At 65.3% G+C, this 21,992-nt stretch carries 18 protein-coding genes; 13 read left to right on the forward strand and 5 right to left on the reverse strand.

Going from position 1 to position 21,992, the window contains the following annotated elements:
- Positions 1–60: 60 nt before the first annotated feature.
- Positions 61–675, forward strand: coding sequence for a glutathione S-transferase family protein (locus VFW45_13755; protein HEU5181848.1), 615 nt, complete (start codon positions 61–63; stop codon positions 673–675).
- Positions 676–759: 84 nt separating this feature from the next.
- Here VFW45_13755 and VFW45_13760 read toward each other — a convergent pair whose 3' ends face one another.
- The 4 genes from VFW45_13760 to VFW45_13775 form a co-directional block, all read right to left on the reverse strand.
- Entirely contained in the window at positions 760–1,887 is a 1,128-nt protein-coding gene (locus VFW45_13760; GenBank protein ID HEU5181849.1) for a hypothetical protein, read from the reverse strand.
- A 383-nt stretch (positions 1,888–2,270) separates the two neighbouring features.
- On the reverse strand, positions 2,271–3,461 hold the full coding sequence (locus tag VFW45_13765) for a hypothetical protein (protein ID HEU5181850.1): 1,191 nt from the start codon (positions 3,459–3,461) through the stop codon (positions 2,271–2,273).
- Between the two features lie 361 nt (positions 3,462–3,822).
- Positions 3,823–5,448: a hypothetical protein gene (locus tag VFW45_13770; protein HEU5181851.1), complete on the reverse strand. Its 1,626-nt coding sequence runs from the start codon at positions 5,446–5,448 to the stop codon at positions 3,823–3,825.
- Positions 5,445–6,326, reverse strand: a complete 882-nt coding sequence (locus tag VFW45_13775; protein ID HEU5181852.1) for an ABC transporter ATP-binding protein — start codon at positions 6,324–6,326, stop codon at positions 5,445–5,447. The genes VFW45_13770 and VFW45_13775 overlap by 4 nt, the downstream gene beginning before the upstream one ends.
- 288 nt (positions 6,327–6,614) lie before the next feature.
- Between VFW45_13775 and VFW45_13780 the strand changes: the two genes are divergently transcribed.
- From VFW45_13780 to VFW45_13820, 9 genes are all read left to right on the forward strand, one after another.
- Positions 6,615–8,297, forward strand: a complete 1,683-nt coding sequence (locus tag VFW45_13780; protein HEU5181853.1) for a nucleotide sugar dehydrogenase — start codon at positions 6,615–6,617, stop codon at positions 8,295–8,297.
- 29 nt (positions 8,298–8,326) lie between these two features.
- Positions 8,327–8,887, forward strand: a complete 561-nt coding sequence (locus VFW45_13785) for a hypothetical protein (protein HEU5181854.1) — start codon at positions 8,327–8,329, stop codon at positions 8,885–8,887.
- A gap of 116 nt (positions 8,888–9,003) precedes the next feature.
- Positions 9,004–11,244: a glycosyltransferase family 39 protein gene (locus tag VFW45_13790; GenBank protein ID HEU5181855.1), complete on the forward strand. Its 2,241-nt coding sequence runs from the start codon at positions 9,004–9,006 to the stop codon at positions 11,242–11,244.
- 410 nt (positions 11,245–11,654) lie between these two features.
- Positions 11,655–13,199 (forward strand): DUF6600 domain-containing protein, encoded by a 1,545-nt coding sequence (locus VFW45_13795; protein ID HEU5181856.1) that lies wholly within the window; start codon positions 11,655–11,657, stop codon positions 13,197–13,199.
- A gap of 9 nt (positions 13,200–13,208) precedes the next feature.
- Positions 13,209–13,784 (forward strand): hypothetical protein, encoded by a 576-nt coding sequence (locus VFW45_13800; protein ID HEU5181857.1) that lies wholly within the window; start codon positions 13,209–13,211, stop codon positions 13,782–13,784.
- 117 nt (positions 13,785–13,901) lie between these two features.
- Positions 13,902–14,201 (forward strand): hypothetical protein, encoded by a 300-nt coding sequence (locus tag VFW45_13805; protein HEU5181858.1) that lies wholly within the window; start codon positions 13,902–13,904, stop codon positions 14,199–14,201.
- Between the two features lie 144 nt (positions 14,202–14,345).
- Positions 14,346–15,779, forward strand: coding sequence for an AMP-binding protein (locus VFW45_13810; protein ID HEU5181859.1), 1,434 nt, complete (start codon positions 14,346–14,348; stop codon positions 15,777–15,779).
- A gap of 107 nt (positions 15,780–15,886) precedes the next feature.
- On the forward strand, positions 15,887–16,171 hold the full coding sequence (locus VFW45_13815) for a hypothetical protein (GenBank protein HEU5181860.1): 285 nt from the start codon (positions 15,887–15,889) through the stop codon (positions 16,169–16,171).
- 270 nt (positions 16,172–16,441) lie between these two features.
- Positions 16,442–16,645: a cold-shock protein gene (locus VFW45_13820; GenBank protein HEU5181861.1), complete on the forward strand. Its 204-nt coding sequence runs from the start codon at positions 16,442–16,444 to the stop codon at positions 16,643–16,645.
- Positions 16,646–16,823: 178 nt separating this feature from the next.
- Here the strand turns inward: VFW45_13820 and VFW45_13825 are convergent, their stop codons facing one another.
- Entirely contained in the window at positions 16,824–17,063 is a 240-nt protein-coding gene (locus VFW45_13825) for a hypothetical protein (GenBank protein ID HEU5181862.1), read from the reverse strand.
- A gap of 154 nt (positions 17,064–17,217) precedes the next feature.
- Between VFW45_13825 and VFW45_13830 the strand changes: the two genes are divergently transcribed.
- The 3 genes from VFW45_13830 to VFW45_13840 all read left to right on the forward strand — a co-directional run.
- Positions 17,218–18,147, forward strand: a complete 930-nt coding sequence (locus tag VFW45_13830) for a DNA-formamidopyrimidine glycosylase family protein (protein HEU5181863.1) — start codon at positions 17,218–17,220, stop codon at positions 18,145–18,147.
- Complete coding sequence (locus VFW45_13835) at positions 18,144–19,898, forward strand: glycosyltransferase family 39 protein (protein ID HEU5181864.1); 1,755 nt, start codon at positions 18,144–18,146, stop codon at positions 19,896–19,898. Before VFW45_13830 ends, VFW45_13835 begins: the two co-directional genes overlap by 4 nt.
- A gap of 422 nt (positions 19,899–20,320) precedes the next feature.
- Positions 20,321–21,992: hypothetical protein (locus VFW45_13840; GenBank protein ID HEU5181865.1), on the forward strand; the 1,672-nt coding region annotated here is incomplete at its 3' end.

The following is a 21,992-nucleotide window of genomic DNA, read 5'->3' on the forward strand; positions in this document are numbered from 1 at the left end:
CCCCCAGGCGCCGATCCCCTGATTTTCATTCCGACGGAATCAAACCCAGTCGAGAAAGGCATGGAGGTGGGTCTCATGGGCTTGCTCCTCTACGATTCCCCGTATTCCGGCAATTGCTACAAGGTCAGGCTGCTGTTCGCGCATCTCGGACTGCCCTACGAGCGCGTCGAGGTGGACGTCAAAGACCGATCCAATCGAAGGCAGGTGCTCGGAGAGGCCAATCCGGCCCTGCGCGTCCCGACCCTCATCCTGGAAGATGGCCGGCCGCTGGCCGAATCGAACGCCATCCTCTGGTATTTCGCCGACGGGACGGATTACGTCCCTACCGATCGCTACGAGCGCGCCCAGGTGCTGCAGTGGCAGTTCTTCGAGCAGTACGACCACGAGCCGAACATCGCCGTGGCCCGCTTCTGGTTGACCCATGGCGTTGCCTACGATCCAGCGCAGCTGCAGGCGAAGCAGGCGGCCGGAGCCCGCGCGCTCGACGCGATGGAGCGCCACCTGGCGAAGCACCCTTTCCTGGTGGGCGGGCGCTATTCGATCGCCGACCTCTCCCTGTACGCCTATACCCACGTGGCGGGCGAAGGAGGGTTCGATTTGTCGCGCACTCCGGGCGTGGAAGCCTGGATCACGCGCGTGGCCTCCCAGAAGGGGCATGTGCGGATAGAAGACTGAGGCGGGCCGTGGCGAGAGCATAATAAAAACGGCCCGCGCCGGCGAGGACAGATAACCGGCACGGGCCGTGAGAAAGCGGTGCGATCAGCCTCCGATGACGAGCAGGACTTCCTTACCCCGGAAAAGGTCGGGATCGAGGATGACCAGCCTGGCCTGGCTGTTGTCCGCATTCTTCTCGATGGTGAAATCCCGCCCCTCCTGGTAGATGGTCGGCAGCAGCTTCACATGGCGAATTTCCTGCAGCCCGTACGTCTCGGGCGTCAGGGTGATGGTCGTCCCCTGGCGGAGGTCCAGCGACTCGTCGTAGCTCACGCTCCTGACATTCTGCACCCGCTTGAGGACGGGGCTGAGCACTCCCTCGTCTTTCAGGGTCTTCTCGTTGGCGGCATGGTAGTAAAGGCTGTTCTCCCGGGCCGCGATGTCGTCGTTGAGCTGGCCTACGGTGGTCTCCAGCTCCGCCTTGTTGACCTGCAGGGTCGACACCTCGGCCTTCAGCGTGTCGCGCTCCCTGATCAGCCGGCGCTGCTTCGCGCGCCGCACGGCCAGGGGCGTCTGTCCGGCCTCGCCTTGCGTCACATAAGTCCGGAAGATGTCCTGCTTCGGATCGTAGAAGAACCAGACCCTGTTCCCGGGAAGCAGCTCGTCGGAGGTGTCGACCTGCGAGAGCAGCGACTTGGCCTTCTCCGGATCGAGGTTGGCTTCGGTCGTCAGGTAGTTCATCGCCAGATTCTGCTGCTTGTCCCCTTTCTTGACCATGACGAACTTGTCGGAGAGCGACTGCTCCATGCGCGCGACGTTCTCCTGCAAGCCCTGGATCGTCTCACGGTCGGCGATGATCTTCTGGAGGAGCGCCTTGTAGGAGACGTCCCTCTCCTGCTCCACCAGCTGATTGAGCACGTCGCGCTGCTCGGGGCTGAGATCCTGGTTGAAGATCTCCGCGAACTGCAGCGTCTGCTCCCCCGGCTTGCGCGAGGCGTTGAACATATCGATCCGCTTCATCATGGTGTCGGTGGTCTCGTCGATCCGATGCCGGTCGTCCTTGAGCTGAGTGAGCAGCTCGTCGGAGGTCTTGGCGGAGCCTGGACCGGGCTTCGAGCAGCCCACGACTCCGAGGGAGATGGCGGCGACCGCCACCAGGGCGATGAGGTAGGCGCGCCGGCTTCTGGCCTGACGGGCACTCTCGGCCGTCATGAAGACGTGTAATGCGCTCATGGGACCTCCCGCGGGATTCACCCCCGCATCGATGTGAAGATATGTTGAGGCACCAGAAGCGAGCAGGATCCGTGCCCGATTCCTGATCGCTTTCGGACCAAGGCTGGGGCTGCGTGACAGGCAAGGTCTGCAACCGACTCAATCGAATTGCTCTAGCCTCGATCCAGTGCGCGCGCCGATTTCTCCGGGCGGGAGCCGCGATTCTCCAGGAAGTTCCGTCGAGTTGTCGTCCGTGGTGGACGGTATCAGACCGCGGATGACGCCGAATCACAAATGTCGTGGGCTGATTGGCTGATGGAGGAAGGCCAGCGCCGGGGGAGAAAAAAACGGCGTGCACCGGAGGAACGAGCATCCGGCGCACGCCGCAGGAATAGGACGGTGGATCAGCCTCCGATGACGAGCAGGACTTCCTTCCCCCGGAAAATGTCGGGGTCGAGGATGACCAGCTTGGCTTCGCTGTGATCGTCCTTCTTCTCGATCGCGAAGTCCCTTCCTTCCCGGTAGATGGAGGGAAGCAGCTTCACATTGCGGATCTCCTGCAGTCCGAAGGTCTCCGGCGTCAGGGTGATGGTGGTTCCCTGGCGGAGATCCAGCGACTCGTCGTAGGTCACGCCCTTCACGTTCTGCACCCGCTTGAGGACGGAGGAAAGGACCCCTTCGTTCTTCAGCGTCTTCTCGTCGGCGGCGTGGTAGTAAAGGCTGTTCTCCCGGTAGGCGATGTCGTCGTTGAGCTGGCTGACCGTGCCCTCCAGCTCCGCCTTGTTCGCTGTCAGCGTCGTCACCTCGGCCTGCGCGGAGTCGCGCTCGCCGCGTGCTGAGTCCCGCTCGCCCTGCGCGGTATCGCGCTCGGCCCTGTAGGCGTCGCGCTCCTGGATCAGCTGGCGCTGGCGCGCACGCCGCACCGCCAGGGGCGTCTGTCCGGCCTCGCCCTGGGTGACGTAGGTCCGGAAGGTGTCATCCTTGGGATTGTAGAAGAACCAGACCTTGTTTCCGGGAAGCAGCTCGTCGGTCGTGTCGACCTGCGAGATCAGGGACTTGGCCTTCTGGGCATCGAGGCTGGCTTCGGTCGTCAGGTAGTTCATCGCCAGGTCCCGCTGCTTGTCTCCCTTCTTGACGACGACGAACTTGTCGGAGAGCGACTGCTCGAGGTGCATGACGTTCTCCTGCAAGCCGTGAATCGTCTCGCGGTCGGCGATGATCTTCTGGAGGAGGGCCTTGTAGGAGACGTCCTTCTCCTCCTGCACCAACTGGTTGAGCGTGTCACGCTGCTCGGGGCTGAGGTCCTGGTTGAAGATCTCGGCGAACTGCAGCGTCTGCTCCCCCGGCTTGCGCGAGGCGTTGAACATGTCGATCCGCTTCATCATGGTGTCGGTGGTCGTGTCGATCTGCTGCCGGTCGTCCTTGAGCTGGGTGAGCAGCTCGTCGGAAGTTTTCGCGGAGCCTGGACCGGGCTTCGAGCAGCCCACGACTCCAAGGGTGACGGCGGCGATTGCCACCAGGGCGATGAGGCTGGCGCGCCGGCTTGTAGCCGGACGCACACTCCCGGCCGTCATGAAGACCTTCAATGCGCTCATAGGACCTCCCGCGGGATCCACCCCCGCAACGATGTGGAAATATGTTGAGGAGCAAATCGCGAGCAGGATCTGTGCCCGATTCCCGCGGCCATGTCGATGGATGACCGAAAGGGTGATCCATGGATCTTGCAGGTGGACCCAAGCGACTCATTCGAAAGGTTGTGTTCCTTCACGGCGGCGGGTGAGAAATCTGCGCGGCTCGAGGATCGCGCCAATGGATCTCCCGATTCAGGTCCGCCGTTTTGTCGTCGGGGGTGGACGGTGGCGAGTCACAGGTGTTCACCTGTAATTACATTTTTGTAGGTTTCTTAAGCGAAGATGAAATGCCGTTACGGCAACGGGTTGCGCAACGAGGCGACCATCATGTTCGGAGTTGTTTATTCCGTCCCGCCGCGGCCAGGGCCAGAAGCAGGCCGGTCACGGCGAGAACGAATAGAGGCGTGCCGAGGCGTATCGAGACGGGAGAAGCCCCCATGAAATCGATGTACGGGATGGGCTGCAGCGGGCCCGCGTACCAAAGGAAGGTATAGATCGCCTCGAAGCTCCGGCTGGTGCCGGTCCAGATTCCGAGCGTGAGGGCGAGCGCCGGAATGAAAAGGGCGCCGACCAGGAATCCGCCGAAATCGGCGAGACCAGCCTGGACCAGCAGACGAATCCCCAGGATGGAGCCGGTCAGCAGTGCGACCGCCACGCCTCCGAGCCAGGCCGCCATCAGCTGGAAGCGCATGGGATGAGGTGTCGAGAAAACGATCGCGCCGGTCCCGAATCGTCCCTCCCTCGTTCCAAGGGAAGACCAGAGCAGGACCGGCCAGATCCAGGCCAGCGGCAGGATTCTCAGTCGGGCTGTTTCAAAAGGCAGAAGAGCCGAAGCGACCCACAGCCCCGCCGCGACCAGATACCACCAGGTCGAAACTCCCTTGAGGAGCAGGCGCGTCTCGGCCGCCGCCAGGCGCGCCAGGCGCGAAAGTCCGGTCGACCGGGCCGCTGGCGCTGAGAAGGAGGCGGGAAGCCCGGCCGCAATGAAGCCGGGGGAGATCGGCGCCGGCACGGCGGCGCGCTCGGATTCGGATCGTCGCTTGCGGGGGCGCCGCCGGGCCGCCAGGGGTAAGCTTGCCTCGCTGAAGCGGTCGAAGCAGAAAGCGGCGGCCGTGGCGAAGGCGGCCGCGACACCTATCCAGAGGAGCCGCGATGCCAGCAGCGGAGCGCTCCAGGAAATCCCGTTCCATACGAAGGTCTGCATGTTCCAGGCCCCGGTCGTGCTGAAGTTGAGGCCGATCGCGAGCTCGCCCCGGCTCGGATCGTAGCCGGGGAATGCGGCCTTGCAGGCCCGTAGCATCGAAGGAAGCAGCCATCCGAAGCCGATGAAATCGCTCCCGCCGCTGCGCGAGCCCACCCCGCTGGCCACCATCCCGAACGACCAGAGGAAGAAATAGGCAATGTTCCCCACCCCGCCCCGCAGGCCCGGGACGCACTCGAAGAACACCGCGACCGCGGCGATGCAGAGCATCGAGGGGAGCGTCAGGAAGAGATAAGGGGCCAGCAGGCGCCATGGCTGCAGGACGGTCGATTCGGCGCGGACCAGCTGGGTGAGGGCCCCCGACAGCGCGACCGAGAGCGCGATGATCGCCAGGACGGCGAAATTGCTCAGGACCTTGGAGAGAATGTAAGCCGGGCGCGTGAGCGGCGTGGCGGCGAGCAGCGGACCGACCCCGGTGAGGCGATCCCGCTCGACGGCGTTCTTGATCAGATAAAACCCCACGATTCCCAGGAAGATCGCCGTGAGCAGCGCAATGGCGGCGCCCACCCAGGCGGAGTTGTAGACCCCGCGATACGTTCCGAGACGCAGCGTCACGTAGGTGGAATGGTTCGGCGGAAGAAAGGCGTACCCGGCGTACAGGGAAAAAGCGAGGGTCACCAGGAAGGCGTAGCGCCGCGTGCGCTCGAGGAAATCGCCCCACGCCAGGCGGCCTATGGTGCCGGCGCTCATCCTGCCGCCTTGCGATCCCTATCCAGATGCATCAGGTAGGCATCTTCCAGGTTGGGAGCCACCGGCCGCGCCTCGGGGCGGGGAGGTACTGGCGAGACGACCCGCACGCGGACCCCCTCGGCGCGCCGTTGCGTGCCGCTGATCAGCCATCTCCCGCGCAGCGCCGCCAGCTCGTCGCCGGCGATCATCCACTCCCACACCTGTCCTTCCGCGCTGCGCAGCAGCTCCTCGGGAGTGGCCTGCCGGACGAGACGCCCCTGCTGGATCAGGGCGATGCGCGTGGCGACCGCCTCGACATCCGAGACGATGTGTGTCGACAGGATCACGACTCGATCGGAAGAAAGCTCCGCCAGGAGGTTGCGGAAGCGCACGCGCTCCTCGGGATCCAGTCCAGCGGTCGGCTCGTCGACGATCAGCAGCCTGGGATCGTTCAGCAGCGCCTGGGCAATCCCGACCCTCTGGCGCATTCCTCCGGAGAAGCCTCCCAGGGGACGGCGGCGCGCATCGACCAGGTTGACCATCAGCAGCAGGTCCTCGATGCGGCGGCGGGCATCGGCGGCGGACAGCCCCTTGGCGGCCGCGATGTACTCGAGGAACTCCTGCGCGCTCAGGTTCGGATAGACGCCGAAGTCCTGGGGAAGGTAGCCGAGGACGGCACGCAGCGGGTCGGGACGGCGCACGATGTCGGATCCGCTCCAGATCACACGCCCACGGGTCGGCCGCGTGACCGTGGCCAGGATCCGCATCAAGGTGGACTTGCCGGCGCCGTTGGGACCGAGCAGCCCCAGGACTCCCGACTCGAAGGCGAGGGAGAAGTCGCGCAGGCCCCAGACCCCGCCGGGGTATTCCTTGGACACTTCCTCGATAGACAGGCTCATGAGGGCCTCGCTTCCATCGACTCGTCCACGCCTATCGCCGGTCGCCCCCGGCGCCGGGAGACGGCGCCGGTGACTATGAAGCGGCGGATTATAGCCCGGCGGCGCCCGGCACCCCGGTGCGGGGCCGGCATAGTTTCCGCGCGCCAGGGTCGCCGGATATACTCAGCGCCTCAATATCGAGCTCGATTCCGGGGACCCTGCCGGGACCCGGTGATTGGCCGGACTGCAAATCATCCCGGATCGGCCGGGATTTCCGGCGGGTTCATCTCATCCAGAGGAAGATCGCGTATGGCGAAATACTCGACCGAAGGAGACCAGCAAGCGAGCGCGACGAAGGCCAGGGAGTCCATTTCCCCGGCCGGCGAGCGGTTTCCGCTGCCCTCGCCAACGGATTACGCCGCGGAGTTCGAGCGTCTCAGCCGCCTGGCGAAAGAGCAGCGCGACCAGGGGCGCCAGATCGTGGTGGTGGTGGGCGTCGGTTTCGTGGGCGCCGTCATGGCGGCGGTCATCGCCGACAGCGTCGACGACAAGGGGAATCCGGGCAAGTTCGTCATCGGCATGCAGCGCCCGAGCCCGCGCAGCTTCTGGAAGATTCCGCTGCTGAACCGTGGCGTCTCCCCGGTGAAATCCGAGGACCCCGACGTCGACACGGCCATCGGGCGCTGCGTCAAGGAGAAGAAGACCCTGGTGGCCACCTACACCTACGACGCGCTGCGCCTGGCCGACGTCGTGGTGGTGGACGTGCAGTGCGACTACCTCAAGGAGTCGCTGGGAGACTGCCGCAACGGCAGCGCCGACATGCAGGCGCTCGAGGAGTCGATGGCCATCATCGGGGAGAAGATCTCGCCCGACACCCTGGTGCTCATCGAGACCACGGTGGCGCCCGGGACGACCGAGCAGATCGTCTACCCGATCCTCAAGAAGATCTTCGAGCGGCGCGGCATCGATTCCGATCCGCTGCTGGCCCACAGCTACGAGCGGGTCATGCCGGGGCGCAACTACGTGGCGTCGATCCGGGATTTCTGGCGCGTCTGTAGCGGCGTCAACGACAAGGCGCGCGACCGCGTGGCGCGCTTCCTGCGCGACGTCATCAACACGCGGGAGTATCCGCTCACGGTGCTCGACCGGCCGATCGAGTCGGAGACGGCCAAGATCATGGAGAACAGTTTCCGCGCCACCATCCTGGCATTCATGGACGAGTGGTCGCTGTTCGCGGAGCGCAACGGCGTCGACCTCAAGAAGGTGATCGAGGCCATCAAGGTGCGGCCGACCCACTCCAACATGATCTTCCCGGGCCCCGGGATCGGCGGCTATTGCCTTCCCAAGGACGGCGGGCTGGGAGTCTGGGCCTACCGCCACATCCATGGCTTCGAGGACGACATCTTCAAGATCACGCCGCTGGCCATCGACATCAACGACACCCGGGCGCTGCATGCCGCGCAGCTGGTGCGCGACGGGCTGCGCAACCTGGGGAGGCCCATTGCCTCCGCCGAGGTCCTGCTGCTGGGCGCCGCCTACCGGGAGGATGTCGGGGACACGCGCTACAGCGGCTCGGAGCTGATCGTGCGGCGCCTCACCGAGATGGGCGCCGACATCCGGGTGCACGATCCTTACGTCGAGCACTGGTGGGAGCTGGAGGACCAGGAGCATTACCCGCAGCCGGGCTACAGCCGCTCGCGCTTCTTCCACCGCCAGAAGAACCTGCAGGAGCTGCGCATCGAGCCGGACCTGTACAAGGCGATGGCGGGGGTGGAGGCGATCGTCCTGGCGGTGCGCCATGAGGCCTACCTGAAGCTGGATCCCGACCAGGTCGTCAAATCGGTCGGCAGACCCTGCGCCATCGTCGACTGTTTCTGCATCCTCGACGACGAGAACATCCGCCGCTACTTCGAGCTGGGCTGCGAGGTGAAGGGAATGGGCCGAGGGCACATCCGGCGGATCAAGGAGAGCGTGCGCCGCCCGAATGCGTAATAATTGACCTCTCACAAGGAGGTCACGCGATGCCTTTCGGAAGCCTCTGGATCCCGGTCGTCGTTTCCGCCGTCGTCGTGTTCGTGGCCAGCTCGATTCTGCACATGGTCCTCAAGTACCACCGCGCCGATTACAAGCGCCTCCCGTCGGAAGACGCGCTGCGCGAGGCGCTCGCCCGGGCCGACCTCGCTCCGGGCCTCTACATGACTCCCTTCTGCGACAACATGAAGGAGCTCGAGCAGCCCGCGATGAAGGAGAAGTTCGTGAAAGGCCCCGTCGCCCTGATCACCATGCGCCCCAAGGGAATGACCTCGATGGGCAAATACCTGGGGCTCTGGTTCGGCTTCACCGTCCTGGTGAGCTTCATCTCCGCCTACGTGGCGCGCCATACCCTGCAGCCGGGAGACGCCGGCATGCGGGTCGCCCAGATCGTCGGAACGGTCGCCTTCGCGAGCTACGGGCTGTCGCAGATCACCGATTCGATCTGGAAGTCCCAGCCCTGGTCCAACACGGCGCGCTCCCTGATGGACGCGCTGATTTACGCCCTGCTCACCGGCGCGACCTTCAGCCTGCTCTGGCCTTCCGCCTAGGACCCCAATCCATGAATTGAACACCGTGACGCCCTGCCCGCAGGCGCGGCGTCACGGTCTTGGGGGTGCCGTGTCCTGGGGCGACTCGAGTAAAACTCAAAAGGAAGGGTGAGTCCTTGCTTGAGGCATTCTCTCGAAAGGGAATCGTGTGGATTCTGATTGCGGGGTTTGCTTTCGCCGTGCGACTCGCATTCGTCCTGGGGGTGCCCCAGACCCCCGTCGTGTCCGATTCCCAGGTGTACGATCTGGCAGGCGAGGCGGCTGCCAGCTGGATGGGCCCGCGCCTGCCGGAGCTGCTCTCGGGAGTGGCACAATGGAGAACAGACGTGCTGAGGGATTTCGCGGGTGATCTCAGCTGGCTGGTTCTTGCCAAGGGCCCCGTCTATCCGATGTTTCTCGGATTCATCTACTTGATCGCTGGTCATCATTATCTCGCCGTGCGTTTGGCGCAAGTAATCCTCGACACATTAACGGTCCTGCTGGTCGGCGGTCTTGGCGGACGGATGCATGGCTCGAAGTGTGGGCTGATCGCCGCCGCCCTCTATGCTACCTACCTGCCGACCATCTTCATGGCCGGCAGGGTGATGCAGGAGACGCTGATCATGTTCTTGCTCGCCGGGCTCCTCTGGCTTCTGTCCAGGGGGATTGAGCCCAAGGACACGACCAGGAGGGGGCCGCTGCTCCTCATCGGCGCAGTCCTGGGAACGATCCTGATCGGGAAACCCTCCTGCCAGTATCTATTCGTCCTTCTCGTGCCCGCGCTCCTTCTCGCGCAGCCGACGACGCCGAAACAGAAGCTGCGCGCTGGCGCTTCGATGATGGGAGGAGTCCTGATTCCAGTCGGTCCGATGATGTTGCTGCTGGGACTCCTCTTTGGGCGCGTTTCCATCAATGGCGCTCTCGCCCCCAGCTACGAAAGGGACCTTTTCTTCGGCCTCCACCCTTGCAGTCAGGGTTGGGGCCCGGATATTCCCCAAGCGCCAAAGGTCAACTTACCTCCCGCGTCCTTCGATATCCCGGATACGAAGGAGGGCCAGACCTACTCTCAGGCGATTGGAAGCTACCTCCGCCGGCATCCCCTCGTCCCGCTGCAGATGGGCTTGCGCAAGGCCTATCATCTCTACGCCCTCCCCAGCGCCGAGTGGCAGGAGCATTATCTCCTGCCGTGGCCCGTTTTCGTTGTCTGGCACAAGACCTTGGTGATCCTGGGACTGCTCGGGATGGCCTGTTCGGTGAGTCAGTGGAGACGAGCCTTGCCACTCCTGGCGGTCGTTATCTACGTTCTGGGTGTCGCCCTGACGGTTCAAACGCAGGCACGCCTCGCCCTGCCGGCTTTGGTGGCCTGGGCTCCCCTGGCCGCATTGGGCTTGGTTCGCCTGGGGGAGATTCTCGCGAAGAGATCGCCTCGAAACTCTTTGTGGTGGGGACTCCTTCTGACGGGATGCATCGCGCTCCTGGCCTTGCCGGTCCTCGAGGTGGCCTCACTAATCTCACTGGCTCCTCTTCTGGACCCGCGAAGTGCGCTCTACGCAGGTTGGTTCTTGAGGGCACTGCTACTCGCCTTGATCCTGTTTTCGCTGGACAGGAGCCTGATCACGGGGCCGGACAGGCTGAGTCGCTGCGTGATCGGCATCCTCGCCCTGTTCGGCGCGTTGGTTGTAGGGACGCACGATTTGGATGGGGGTAACTGGAGGGAGTGGAGGGCCACCCTGCGCTCTCCTGACTCGAGAATCGAGCAGACCTTTCGTCTGGTAGAGCAAGGTCCGGGAGCGATTCAGGACGGTCGCCTCCTGGTCGACGTGGCGCCTCAATTGGCGCCTAGCGACGTCGTGCGCGTGCAGCTCGGAGGGGAAGCCCCGATCCTCCTCCACGGGGATGAGCTCGGAGGGGATTGTCTCCGGGATTACTTCGCCGAAGCGAACAGCCGGTGGCAGGGAGGTTACTCTCTTCTGCAAGAATACGGGACTTTCGATCTTTCCCGCATGCGACAATGGCTGGAGGTTCCGGTTCCCCGGTCCATCCTTGCGGGAGAGAGCTTCCGGGTGACGCTCGATCTTCCGCATGGGGGGAGGCTAGGGGTCTTCGGTGATTTTGCTTCCGATCCTCCCGACGAATTCGAGACCCCTACACTCCAGGCGTGCCATCTGAGCATCCGAACCTCCTTTTGGAAGTTCCTTAACGACCATGATTACCGGGTGCACGAGAAGGTTCGATTGAAGCGAGAGGTCAACGGGACCTGGTGGAAGGGATCGCGCCGAGACCTCCACGACCTGGCCCCCGAGCCGGGTCTCCAAACCGGGCATTATCGAATTTTCCTTATCATCAGACGGACGGACGGAACTCAGGTTGTCCTTTGATCGGCGGGGACCCCTTGGTCAACCTTCATCCTGCGCCGGCCCGCGGCGAAGTGTCGTGGATCGGAAATCACGTTGACATCGAGGCCGACGAGCCGCCCCGATCGACGGCCGAATGTGACGGGGTTCCGGATACGCGACACCAGGCCCCCGATCCATGAATTGAACACCGTGACGCCCTGCACGCGGGCACGGTGTCACGGGTTTTCCTCTCCCTCCGATCGTTCTCCTTTCACGCCCCGCCAATCCGCCGACGATTCCACGGATCGCGCCCGCCACGCACTCGAATCCGTCAGAAAAGCGCCGTGCAGGTGTGCGTGACGCGGCCCGATCCGAAATCTATATTCCTCCGAGGTCCCCGAAACGCTCCGACGATCTGCGCCGCGGCAGGGGACACGAATCGGAGGACATCGATGACGAGGAAACTGCTCGGATTCGCCTTGCTGTTTTTCGGCGGCGTGCTGGGACTGGCGTGCGTGACCACCGAGCGGGTCTACGTCCAGCCGGCGCCTCAGCCGCCTCAGGAAGATCCCGCTCCCGTGCAGGAGACGGTGTCGTACAGCGGCGCGGAGGACGAGCCGTTCTACGACGACCTCCGTCCGTATGGTGAATGGATCTACGTCTCGGGTCCCGGATGGGTCTGGTCTCCCTACAGGGTGCCGGCCGGCTGGCGTCCCTACGCTTACGGCCACTGGGTCTACACCGATTACGGTCTTACATGGGCTTCGGATGAGAGCTTCGGATGGGCGGTTTATCACTACGGCCGCTGGTACGCCGATCCCGGCTACGGGTGGGTCTGGGTCCCGGGAACGGAGTGGGGCCCCGCCTGGGTGGCGTGGCACGAGGGGGGCGGCTACGTCGGCTGGGCCCCTCTGCCGTGGCAGGTCACCTGGCGCGCCGGCTTCGGTTTGGATTGGGGCGGAGTGAGCATCAACGTGGCGCTCGGACCTTCCGCCTGGTACTTCGTCCACGATCGCGACCTGGTGGCGACCAACCTGCACGGCTGCGTTCTGCCGGCGGCGCGCAACGTGACGCTGATTAGGAACACCATCCATGTCACCAACTATGTCTATGTCGACAACCGGATCGTCGATCGCAGCGTGCGCAAAGAGAAGATCGGGCGGGCCGTGGGACATCCCATTCCCTCCTACCGGGTGCGGCGCACCGACTCTCCTGACGAGGGGCGCGGAGGGCGGGTGAAAGACCAGGAGTTCGTGGTCTTCCGGCGCGACCCGGGGCGCAGCCCGCAGCGCCGCGAGGTCCCTCCGGGACACGACGGCAGCCAGACGCGCGGCGACGGCCGTGACGATCGCTCCGAGGATCGTGATCCCCGGCGGCGCGAGATTCCTTCGGGTCATGACGCCTACCCGCCGCAGGACGACCCGAATCGCGGCGGCGGATCCCAGGATGGGCAGCACGAGCGCGACTCCATGCAGCCGCGCAACGGCGACTCCCACGACCAGCCGCCGGCGCACGAGGATGGCCGGCGCAATCCGCCTCCGGGCGGGGATCCCACTCGGGACCGGGGAAACCAGAGACGTCCGCAGCGTTACGGCACCCCCGCGACGGAAAACAGCGAAGGCCAGCCGGCCCAGGGCACGCATGGGAACGGGAATGGCAAGCAGAATTCTCCTGACAGCCGCGCCACACCCGACCAGGGCTCGCAGGGCCAGCAGGCTGCCCCGCAAGGAAACGGAAACGCGGGGAACACGAGCAAGGGTACCAATGCCCCGCAGCGCGACGGAAAGCAGGGCAATGCAGGCCAGGGAGGCAATGCCGGTTCGGTGAGCAAGCCTCCCTCGACTCCTTCGGGCCCATCCAAGCAGGGCAATGCCCCTGCAAAGTCCCAGGGAAACAAGCCGACCGGGAAGGGGAAGGGCAAGAAGCCGGCGCCGCCGGATCCGAAGCCGGAAACCGAGAAGCCCGAGGAGCCGCCGAAGGACGGCTCCGGGAGCTAGCGGGCGGCGATGAGGGGGATTCGCGCGGCTCGGGCGCTTCTGACGCTGGGAACCACCTTCGGGCTGATTGCCTGCCAGGAGGCTCTCACCCCGGTGCCCTATCGGTTGGGCCAGGCGATCCCCTTGGAGCGGTGGATGTTGAAGATCCGCCAGCCGGAGATGGTGGCGGCTTCGATGATCAAGGGCTTCCAGGACTTTCGGATCAGCAACAAGGACTCGAAGGTCTTGGTGGTGCATCTCGATCTGATGCCCAAGAGCCAGGCGGCCGAAGACGACCCGAACGCCGCCGAGAAGGGCTTCATCAAGCTGATGTGGGACTGCCGCCTGAAGGACCGGGAAGGTCAGGAATACCGGCTCGGACTGCCGCTGGCCGGCTCGCACTTTCGCATGCTCAAATCGGGGGGGATGATGAGCGACACGGAAATGCGGGACGCCCTCTTCTCGGTGCCCGAGTCGCGGGTGCCGCGCGATTGGGCCCTGCTGTTCGCGGTTCCTCAGGGCCGCTCCGGGTTCACTCTTTTCATCCGCAACCGCACCCCGGAAGAAGGACAGCCCGCCCTGGTATCGGTCGACCTGGGTCGCTGAGAGCCGCCGAGATGACCGCCTCACCGGCCGGCCGGCAACCTGCCCTGTTATAATCAAGATGCTCGCGCGGCGTCGCCGAGATTGTTTTCGCGCCAAAGACCTCACAGGTGCATCGCCTTGCCTCCGACCACCGGAACGATCAAGCCCGCTCTGATCTCCTGGCTCCTGCGCTCTCTGGGGCGCGAATCGACCCCCTGGAGCGCCGAGCAATCCGCTTACCTGGAGTCGATCATGGAGACCGAGGAGGGGGCGAGGATTCTCGCCTCTCTGGTGGTGACCACACTGAGGCTCAGGCAAAGCGCGTTGTTCAAGCCCGATTCGCATGGGACCGCCGGGACGATCCTGCCCGCCATCGAAGCGTTCTGGCAGGACCCCACTTCGCAAACCTATCGCGAGCTCCGGATCGCGCGCTGGTAAAGACCTGGCGGCCCGTTCGACGCATCGCATGATCGGACCGGCGCGCTGGGATGAAGCCCCATTGGATTGCATTGCCGCCATGAACCAGGCTCCTCCAGACCCGGCCGCGCTCGATAGATCCCTCTTTCCGTGCCGCCCGGACCGATGAACTCCCTGACGCAGCGAATCTACTGGAGCATGCCGGCCGCCTTGCGCGATTTCGCGGCTGGGGTGCACGGGGCGCGTCTGACGCGACAGCGCTACGGGAGAGAGACCGATCGGCTGATGGCCGACGCGTTGGATCGCGAGCACTGGAGCGAGGAGCGCTGGAAGGAATGGCGACAGGCCCGTTTGTCGAAGCTCCTGGAGCTATCCTCCACCAAGGTGCCGTTCTATCGTGAGGCCTGGGCCGCCCGCCGGCGCGCCGGCGATCGAAGCGATCCCGCCGTGCTGCAGAATTGGCCGCTGCTCGAGAAGGATGATCTCCGGCGACACCCGCGGGCCTTCCTCGCCGAGGGCAGACGTCCCGAGAGGATGGTCAGCCTGCACACGAGCGGGACGAGCGGCAAGCCTCTCACGCTCTGGCGCAGCCGCGAGACGAATCTCGCCTGGTATGCGCTATTCGAGGTGCGCAGCCGCCTGTGGCATGGCGTGGATCGCGCCTGCCGGTGGGCCAATCTGGGAGGGCAGCTGGTCACCGCGGCCGGGGCGCGCCGCCCGCCGTTCTGGGTGTGGAACCGCGGGCTGAACCAGCTCTACATGTCTTCCTATCACCTGGCGCCGGATCTGCTCCCCTATTACCTGGAGGCGCTGCAGCGTTATCGGATCGAATACCTCTACGGTTATTCATCATCGCTGCATGCGCTGGCGCTCGGCGTCCTGGGCTCGCCTCATCCCGAGGCGGGGCGCGCCTTGAAGCTGCGCGTCGCTCTGACCAACGCAGAGCCGCTGTTCGAGGGACAGCGCCAGGCGATCCAGCAGGCCTTCGATTGTCCGGTCCGGGAGACTTACGGGATGGCGGAAATCGCCTCGGCGGCGGGGGAGTGCTCGGAAGGCGGTTTGCACGAGTGGCCCGACGCGGGCCTCGTCGAGCTCCTGGAGGAGGGCGAGGAAGTGCCGCGTGGACAGGCTGGCGAGGTGGTGGCCACGGGACTGCTGAATGCCGACATGCCGCTGATCCGCTACCGGGTGGGCGATCGCGCCGTGCGCGCGCCAGCCGGGGCTGCCTGCGGCTGCGGGCGTACGCTGCCGCGCTTCGAGCGCATCGAAGGGCGCGTCGATGACATCCTCTTCACGGCAGACGGCCGCCGTATCGGCCGTCTGGATCCGGTGTTCAAGGCCGACATCCCGATGAAGGAAGCGCAGATCATCCAGGAAGCGCTGGGGCGGTTGGTCGTGAGATACGTTCCCGATGCGGGCTTCGCGCGCCGCCACGAATACCTCATCGCCCAGCGTCTGCAGGAGCGGCTCGGCGCGATCGAGGTGGCTTTTGATGCGGTCTCGCGCATCCCCCGCGGGGCCAACGGCAAGTTTCGCGCCGTGGTCTGCCTGATCCCGCCCGATCAACGGCCCTCGAGCCGGCCGCTTGCGGCGCCTTAGGAGCGCTGAGCCCGCGTTCGAGCCGCGTCATCACTCCCCGAAAAAATCGCGTTACATCGGAAGGGTGCGGGAGTATACCTTCGTGCCATCAGCCGGAAAGAAACCTTGTGGAGGAGGGAGCCGCCGGAGTCTACGCGCCGCCCTACGGCTCGAGTCTCTCCGTCTCCTTCGATGCGGCGAGCTGCAGCGGCGGCTCGCCGCACCACATCCTCTACGGGCAGCGCACCGGCTTTCCGGCCGTGCCGGGCTGCACCTTCACGCTCCTGGGCAGCGTCTGCTCGATCGGCAACACCGGTCCCTATTCGTGGAGCTCGATACCCGCGCCCACGGACGGGACGCCACACCACGCTGCCAACTCCCGGGCGCAGGGGTCGGCCGATTGCGATGCGTAGGCATGGCGCGGCGCATGGCCGCAGCCTGCCTCATCCGCGCGCGGCACCGCCAGATGGATGAATATGCGGGAGACGGAAAAATTGCTTGACAGAGCCGGAAGTGTCTATTACAGTACCGCGTCGAATATCCCGCATTGGTGATCTCACCCGTTGGTAAAACCGCGCTGTATTCCGGTTGTCTGACGAATCCCGATGTCTCAATGTGAGGGTAGACGCGGGGGCAATTTCGCCCTCAACAAGGCCATTTGTGGCAGAGGAGAAGTGAGTAGCATGGCAAGAGGTAAGGTGAAGTGGTTCAATGACGCGAAGGGATTCGGATTCATCACCCCGGACGACGGCTCGAAGGACGTTTTCGTCCATCACTCTGCGATCGAGATGCAGGGTTTCAAGAGCCTTTCCGAGGGTCAGGCCGTGGAGTTCAACATCGTCCAGGGCCAGAAGGGTCCTGCCGCCGAGAACGTCCGCCCCGCCTAAGACCAATGTTCACCAAGCGGCCCCCGGGAACTCTCCGGGGGCCGCAGCTATTTTGACCGACAAAATCCCACACCCATTTCCACGAAGACACGCCGTGACCGTTCGACGCGAGCGTACGGGTTGTAAGTCCCAGAGAATCCGCTGTTCTTGAAAAGGCTGGCCTGGCAGGTCGGGTGCGCTAGTATTCCTCGCCCGAGTCCTTCGCCGGCGGGGGAGGAACATAGTTCCATTCGTCGGGAAGGGCTTGGGGGCCCGGCCGGATTCCGGCGAGATCGGGGTCCTCTTCGCCGGGTGGCCGGGGCGCATTACCCCGCTGCTCGCTCTTCGCCTGGCGCTGGGCGCGCTTGTCCATCTGCTTCTGCTGGCGGGCCATTTCCTTCTGGCGTTTCTTGAAGGAAGGTCTCGATTTGTTGCCCATGGCTCTCTCCTCAAGCGCATTAGAGTACGGGGAACCGGTCGCGCCGTCAAGAGACGCGCGGCACCCGAGCCCAGGCCGCGGCGGTTATGATCGGCGGGGACCAGGTGCCGTGCTGGCGGCTCCGGCGCCGTCGCGCACGGCCGAGGAGAATCAAATGCCCGAGCTGCCCGACCTCACGATCTATCGAGAGGCGCTGGAGCGTCGCGTCGTTGGAGAGCCGCTGCAGCAAATCAGGCTGGCGAGCCCGTTCCTGTTGCGTTCCGTCGACCCGCCGCTGACCGAGGCGCGCGGGCGGCGTGTCCGTGAGGTGCGCCTGCTGGGGAAGCGAATCGTCTTCGGCCTCGAGGCGGATCTCTTTCTCGTCCTGCACCTGATGATCGCCGGAAGGCTGCGCTGGAGGGAAGCCGGAGCGCGCATCCCGCGCCGGCTCGGCTCGGCGGCGTTCGACTTTCCCGGGGGGACCCTTCTCATGACCGAGGCCGGCTCCAAGAAGCGCGCCTCGCTGCACCTGGTGCGTGGCGCGGCAGCATTGTCGGCTTTCGATCGGGGCGGTTTGGAAGTCCTTAACGGCTCCGCCGGCGAGCTCGCCGCGGCGCTGGATAGGGAGAACCACACGCTCAAACGGGCCCTCACCGACCCCCGGCTGTTCAGCGGCATCGGCAATGCCTACTCCGACGAGATCCTGCACCGCGCGCGCCTGTCGCCGATGCGCCTCACCTCGGCCCTGACCGCCCAGGAAGTCGATCGCCTGTTCGCCGCCACGGTGGACACTCTGCGTGAATGGATCGAACGCCTTCGCAGGGAAGCAGGGGACGATTTTCCCGAAGAAGTCACGGCATTCCGGAAGGGTATGGCGGTGCACGGCCGCTTCCGGCAGCCTTGCCCCGTCTGCGGCACCGCGATCCAGCGCATCGTCTACGCAAACAATGAATGCAACTACTGTCCGCGCTGCCAGACCGGAGGGCGCATGCTTGCCGACCGGGCTCTGTCCCGGCTCCTCAAGAAGGACTGGCCGCGCACCATCGAGGAGCTGGAGGATCTGGTGCCTTCGCGCCGCCAGTCCGGATCGGGGAAGCGGGAATGACGCTGTGGAGCGAAGGAGTCTCGCCGGGATGGCGGGCGCTGGCGGCGCTCGCCATCGTCCTCTATCTGGCGCTGATCCTCCCGACCCTTTCACGCCAGGGGATCGGATGGGACGAGCAGGTGGACCGGGACATCGCGCGGAGCTACGGCTCGGCCCAGTACGGATGGTTCTCCGGCTCGGGATTCGACGCCAGCCAGAGCCGGCTTCCGATGTATCTGGGAGGCATCGTCTTCGCCGCCACCGGCCGCGATTCGCTGCGTCTGTCCCGGGCCATGACGGTGGTGATGGGGGCGCTCACCCTGGCCTGCGTCATCTTTCTCGGACGCCAGGTTTTCGGCCCCGGCGTCGGCGAGCTTGCGGGGCTGCTCCTCGCGACCAGTCCTTTCTTCCTGTCCTTTTCACGCGTCGCCTTCACTGAATCGGATCTTTTCGTCACCGCTTTTCTGGCCGGTTTCCTGATCTGCATGGAGGGTCTGCGACGCACCCGGGAGATCGGCTGGACGCTGGCGAGCGGCCTGGCTCTCGGAGGGGCCATCTCTTCGAAGCTCACCGCCGGGTCATTCGTCCTTCTGGCACTCGCCCTGCCATGGCTCTGCAAAGGGCGCTGGGATGACGGCGCGAGCGAGCCGCTGCCAAAGAGAGACGGTCGCACGCTGTGGGCGGCCACTCTGTTGCTGCTCGTCGGCATCGCCACCGTCTGGTGGTGGGGCTGCCTGAGAATGATGCGCTCCGGAAGCCCGGCGCCGAAGGGCGCATGGTTTCCGTTGGTTCTCCTGTGGGGGGCGATCGCCGTATGGATGCTCCGACGGCGGCAACGGAGGCTGCCGGCGCGCGCCGTCGGCGCCTGGATCGCGGCTTATGCCATCGCGACCTTCTTCCTCGTTCCTCCGGTCCATCTGACCGAGCCCGATCTGCTGGTGGGAATGTTGCGCCGCGCTTTCCACGATCTCCTGGCCGGCGAGGGGAACCCCGGGCAATTCGCGGTCTTCTACGCCGCCTGCCTGGTGTTCAAATCGAGCCCGGCCATCGGCGCGGCGCTTCTGGCTTCTCCGGCGGCGGCTCTCTGGCAGGCCCGGCGCCGGGTCGAGCTGCGTCTTCTCCTCGCCGCGCTGCTGCTTTACGGGTTCCTGCTCCTGAGGCTGCCGCTGGCGCAGACCTTCTACCTGGTGCCGCTGCTGCCGGTTCTTGCGTTGTTGGCCGCCGATCAAGCGCGCCGCTGGCGCGCGCGGCCGGCGCTGCTCGCGGTCGCCGGGCTCTTGGCGTTCGGCTGGCTGGGTCTGGATGTGGCGCGCTGCTATCCCGACTTCAATCTGAATGGCTACCAGTACCTGGGCGAGCGCCGTCTGGCGGGGCGCGCGACCCTGGGCTACCGGGGCGTGGTGCAGGTCACGACCGACGGTACGGAGCAGGCGCTGCGCTGGATGGCCGATCACGCCGAGCCGGGCTCGATCGTCGCCACCTACCTCCTGGCCTCGCACATCGTGCATGCCGCGGGCCCGCCGGGCATCACCCTGGAGAACGGCCTGCGCTCCCAGGCAGACCTGCTCGCCGGCGCAGATTATGCCGTGATCGAGCTTGGCTCGACGCTCTCCGACGACCGCGGCACCGACCCGCGGCAAGCGACGATTTACGACCTTCCCTACGATCCGGTTATCCTGCGGCGCGACTTCTCGCGTGTCTTCTCGGTCCGCCGGGCCTTCGGGCTGGAGGTGGCCTCGGTGTGGAAAAGGCGCGTGCCGCGCTCACCCTGAAAGCGCTTCGGCTCCGAGAGAAAAGCGTGCACCACAATGCACCGTCCCGCCCTCCCTATGCAGTGCCCTGCACTTGTGCGCAAGCCGCTGCACCCGGATCGGCGAAAACCGCCGCCCCTCGGCCCTTTCATGAGAAATAAACTTGCGCTCGAATCGCACGAACTGATATAAGATGCGCGACCCTGAGGATTGAAAGGCGGACTCCCACAGAGCGCCAGCCGGAGCGCTCCGGGTCCGGTTCTTGCTTGCAGCTACCCTGCCTGCACCGGCGATCTCCGTCGAGACATCCGGGTTCCCCTGTGAAGGCGGTTAAGTCCACTCGCCTGAATCCGGCGACAGCAGAAAGAGAGGGGGGGTCTACCGTGAGGGGGAGAGTTCCTCGGAAGCTCGTCTGGATGGTTGCCGGTCTTGGGTGCCTGACCTTGACTCTGGGCTCGGCGAGCCTGGCACAGCCGTCGCTCTACCTGATCGACACAACTTTTTCAGGAAGCCTGACCCGCGTCTACGGCGTCAATCCGGCCAACGGGGTCCTGCAGCTCAAGGCCGATCTCGGGACTGCCTACTCTCCGGTGCTGGCCATGGCTGCTGCCAACGCCAGGACACTTTACCTGGCCGCCAGCGACAACACCCCGACCAACCGGTGCGCGACGGACGTTTCGTGCATCCTGCTGAGGGTCGATCTCGACCCCTCGTCCACGATTCCCGCGCTGGTCCAGGAGATCGGGGTCATCACCGAGGACGGGTTGACCCGTCCCGGCATGACCGGCCTCACCTTCCGCAACGACGGGACTCTGTACGCATTGAACCAGGACACCAACGGCCTGTACACCATCGATCTCACGACCGCCGTCGCGACGCGCATCGGCACGGTCGATCTGCTGATCCATGGAGGCGATCTGACCTTCGACAACAGCGATCGTCTGTGGCTCTGGTCCAACATCGGTGAGGGGGCGGGACTTTACGAGGTGAATCCGGCCACCTCGCATGCTTCGCTGTTCGATCCCCATCCCAACGTGGAGATGACGGGGCTGGCGGCTCTCGGTCACGGCCCGGCGATGTGGGGCTCCAACGCCATCGCCGATCGCATCCATGAGATGAACGGCGTGATCGGCTTCACCGGGACAAACTTCCTGATGACGCTGGGAGGCATCCGCTTCAATCACAGCCGCGGCGACATCGACTCGCCGTTCTGCGAGGACGATGCTTCCTGCGCCGATTCGAATGTCTGCACCGTGGATCAGTGCAGGCCCGGCGGATGCCAGAATCCGGCGAAAGAGAACGGATTCTCCTGCGATGACGCCAACGCCTGCACGCTGACCGACGGCTGTGAGAACGGGACCTGCACCGGGACTCCGGTGATCTGCCAGCCTCCCGACGTGTGCCATGACGCGGGCACCTGCGATCCCAACTCGGGCAATTGCGAGAACGCCCCGGCGAAGCCGGACGGCATCGCGTGCGACGACGGCAATGCGTGCACCGTGAGCTCGAGCTGCCAGTCGGGAAGCTGCGCGGGCGGATCCCCGGTCGTTTGCCCGCCGCCCGACGGCTGCCACGCGGCGTCGACCTGCAATCCGGCCACGGGAGTTTGCGATCCGGGCGCGGCGCTGCCGGACGGCACTTCCTGCAACGACGGAAACCCCTGCACCACGGTCGACTCCTGCCTTGCGGGCACCTGCACCGGCGCGAGCCCCGTCACCTGTGCTCCGGCCGACAGCTGCCACCAGGCCTCGATCTGCAATCCCGGGACCGGAGTGTGCGAGACGGGCGCGGCCCTGCCGGACGGCACCTCCTGCAGCGACGGCAATGCCTGCACCACCGTGGACAGCTGCTCGGCAGGCACGTGCACGGGCGGGAGTCCCGTCACCTGTGCTCCGGCCGCCAGCTGTCACGAAGCCTCGACCTGCAACCCGGGGACCGGAGTGTGCGAGACGGGCGCATCGCTGCCGGACGGCACCTCCTGCAACGACGGCAATGCCTGCACCACCGTGGACAGCTGCTCGGCAGGCACGTGCACGGGCGGGAGTCCCGTCACCTGTGCTCCGGCCGCGAGCTGCCATGAAGCCTCGAGCTGCAACCCGGGGACCGGAGTGTGCG

The organism is Candidatus Polarisedimenticolia bacterium (assembly GCA_035764505.1).
Lineage (GTDB): Bacteria > Acidobacteriota > Polarisedimenticolia > Gp22-AA2 > AA152 > AA152.

Excerpts from the sequence above, each read along its gene's own strand:
- VFW45_13755 (HEU5181848.1), top strand. The coding sequence starts at position 61 with ATGGAGGTGGGTCTCATGGGCTTGCTCCTCTACGATTCCCCGTATTCC.
- VFW45_13785 (HEU5181854.1), top strand. The coding sequence starts at position 8,327 with ATGCCTTTCGGAAGCCTCTGGATCCCGGTCGTCGTTTCCGCCGTCGTC.
- VFW45_13770 (HEU5181851.1), bottom strand. The coding sequence starts at position 5,448 with ATGAGCGCCGGCACCATAGGCCGCCTGGCGTGGGGCGATTTCCTCGAG.
- VFW45_13765 (HEU5181850.1), bottom strand. The coding sequence starts at position 3,461 with ATGAGCGCATTGAAGGTCTTCATGACGGCCGGGAGTGTGCGTCCGGCT.
- VFW45_13835 (HEU5181864.1), top strand. The coding sequence starts at position 18,144 with ATGACGCTGTGGAGCGAAGGAGTCTCGCCGGGATGGCGGGCGCTGGCG.
- VFW45_13810 (HEU5181859.1), top strand. The coding sequence starts at position 14,346 with ATGAACTCCCTGACGCAGCGAATCTACTGGAGCATGCCGGCCGCCTTG.
- VFW45_13825 (HEU5181862.1), bottom strand. The coding sequence starts at position 17,063 with ATGGGCAACAAATCGAGACCTTCCTTCAAGAAACGCCAGAAGGAAATG.
- VFW45_13795 (HEU5181856.1), top strand. The coding sequence starts at position 11,655 with ATGACGAGGAAACTGCTCGGATTCGCCTTGCTGTTTTTCGGCGGCGTG.
- VFW45_13760 (HEU5181849.1), bottom strand. The coding sequence starts at position 1,887 with ATGAGCGCATTACACGTCTTCATGACGGCCGAGAGTGCCCGTCAGGCC.
- VFW45_13775 (HEU5181852.1), bottom strand. The coding sequence starts at position 6,326 with ATGAGCCTGTCTATCGAGGAAGTGTCCAAGGAATACCCCGGCGGGGTC.
- VFW45_13800 (HEU5181857.1), top strand. The coding sequence starts at position 13,209 with ATGAGGGGGATTCGCGCGGCTCGGGCGCTTCTGACGCTGGGAACCACC.
- VFW45_13780 (HEU5181853.1), top strand. The coding sequence starts at position 6,615 with ATGGCGAAATACTCGACCGAAGGAGACCAGCAAGCGAGCGCGACGAAG.
- VFW45_13820 (HEU5181861.1), top strand. The coding sequence starts at position 16,442 with ATGGCAAGAGGTAAGGTGAAGTGGTTCAATGACGCGAAGGGATTCGGA.
- VFW45_13830 (HEU5181863.1), top strand. The coding sequence starts at position 17,218 with ATGCCCGAGCTGCCCGACCTCACGATCTATCGAGAGGCGCTGGAGCGT.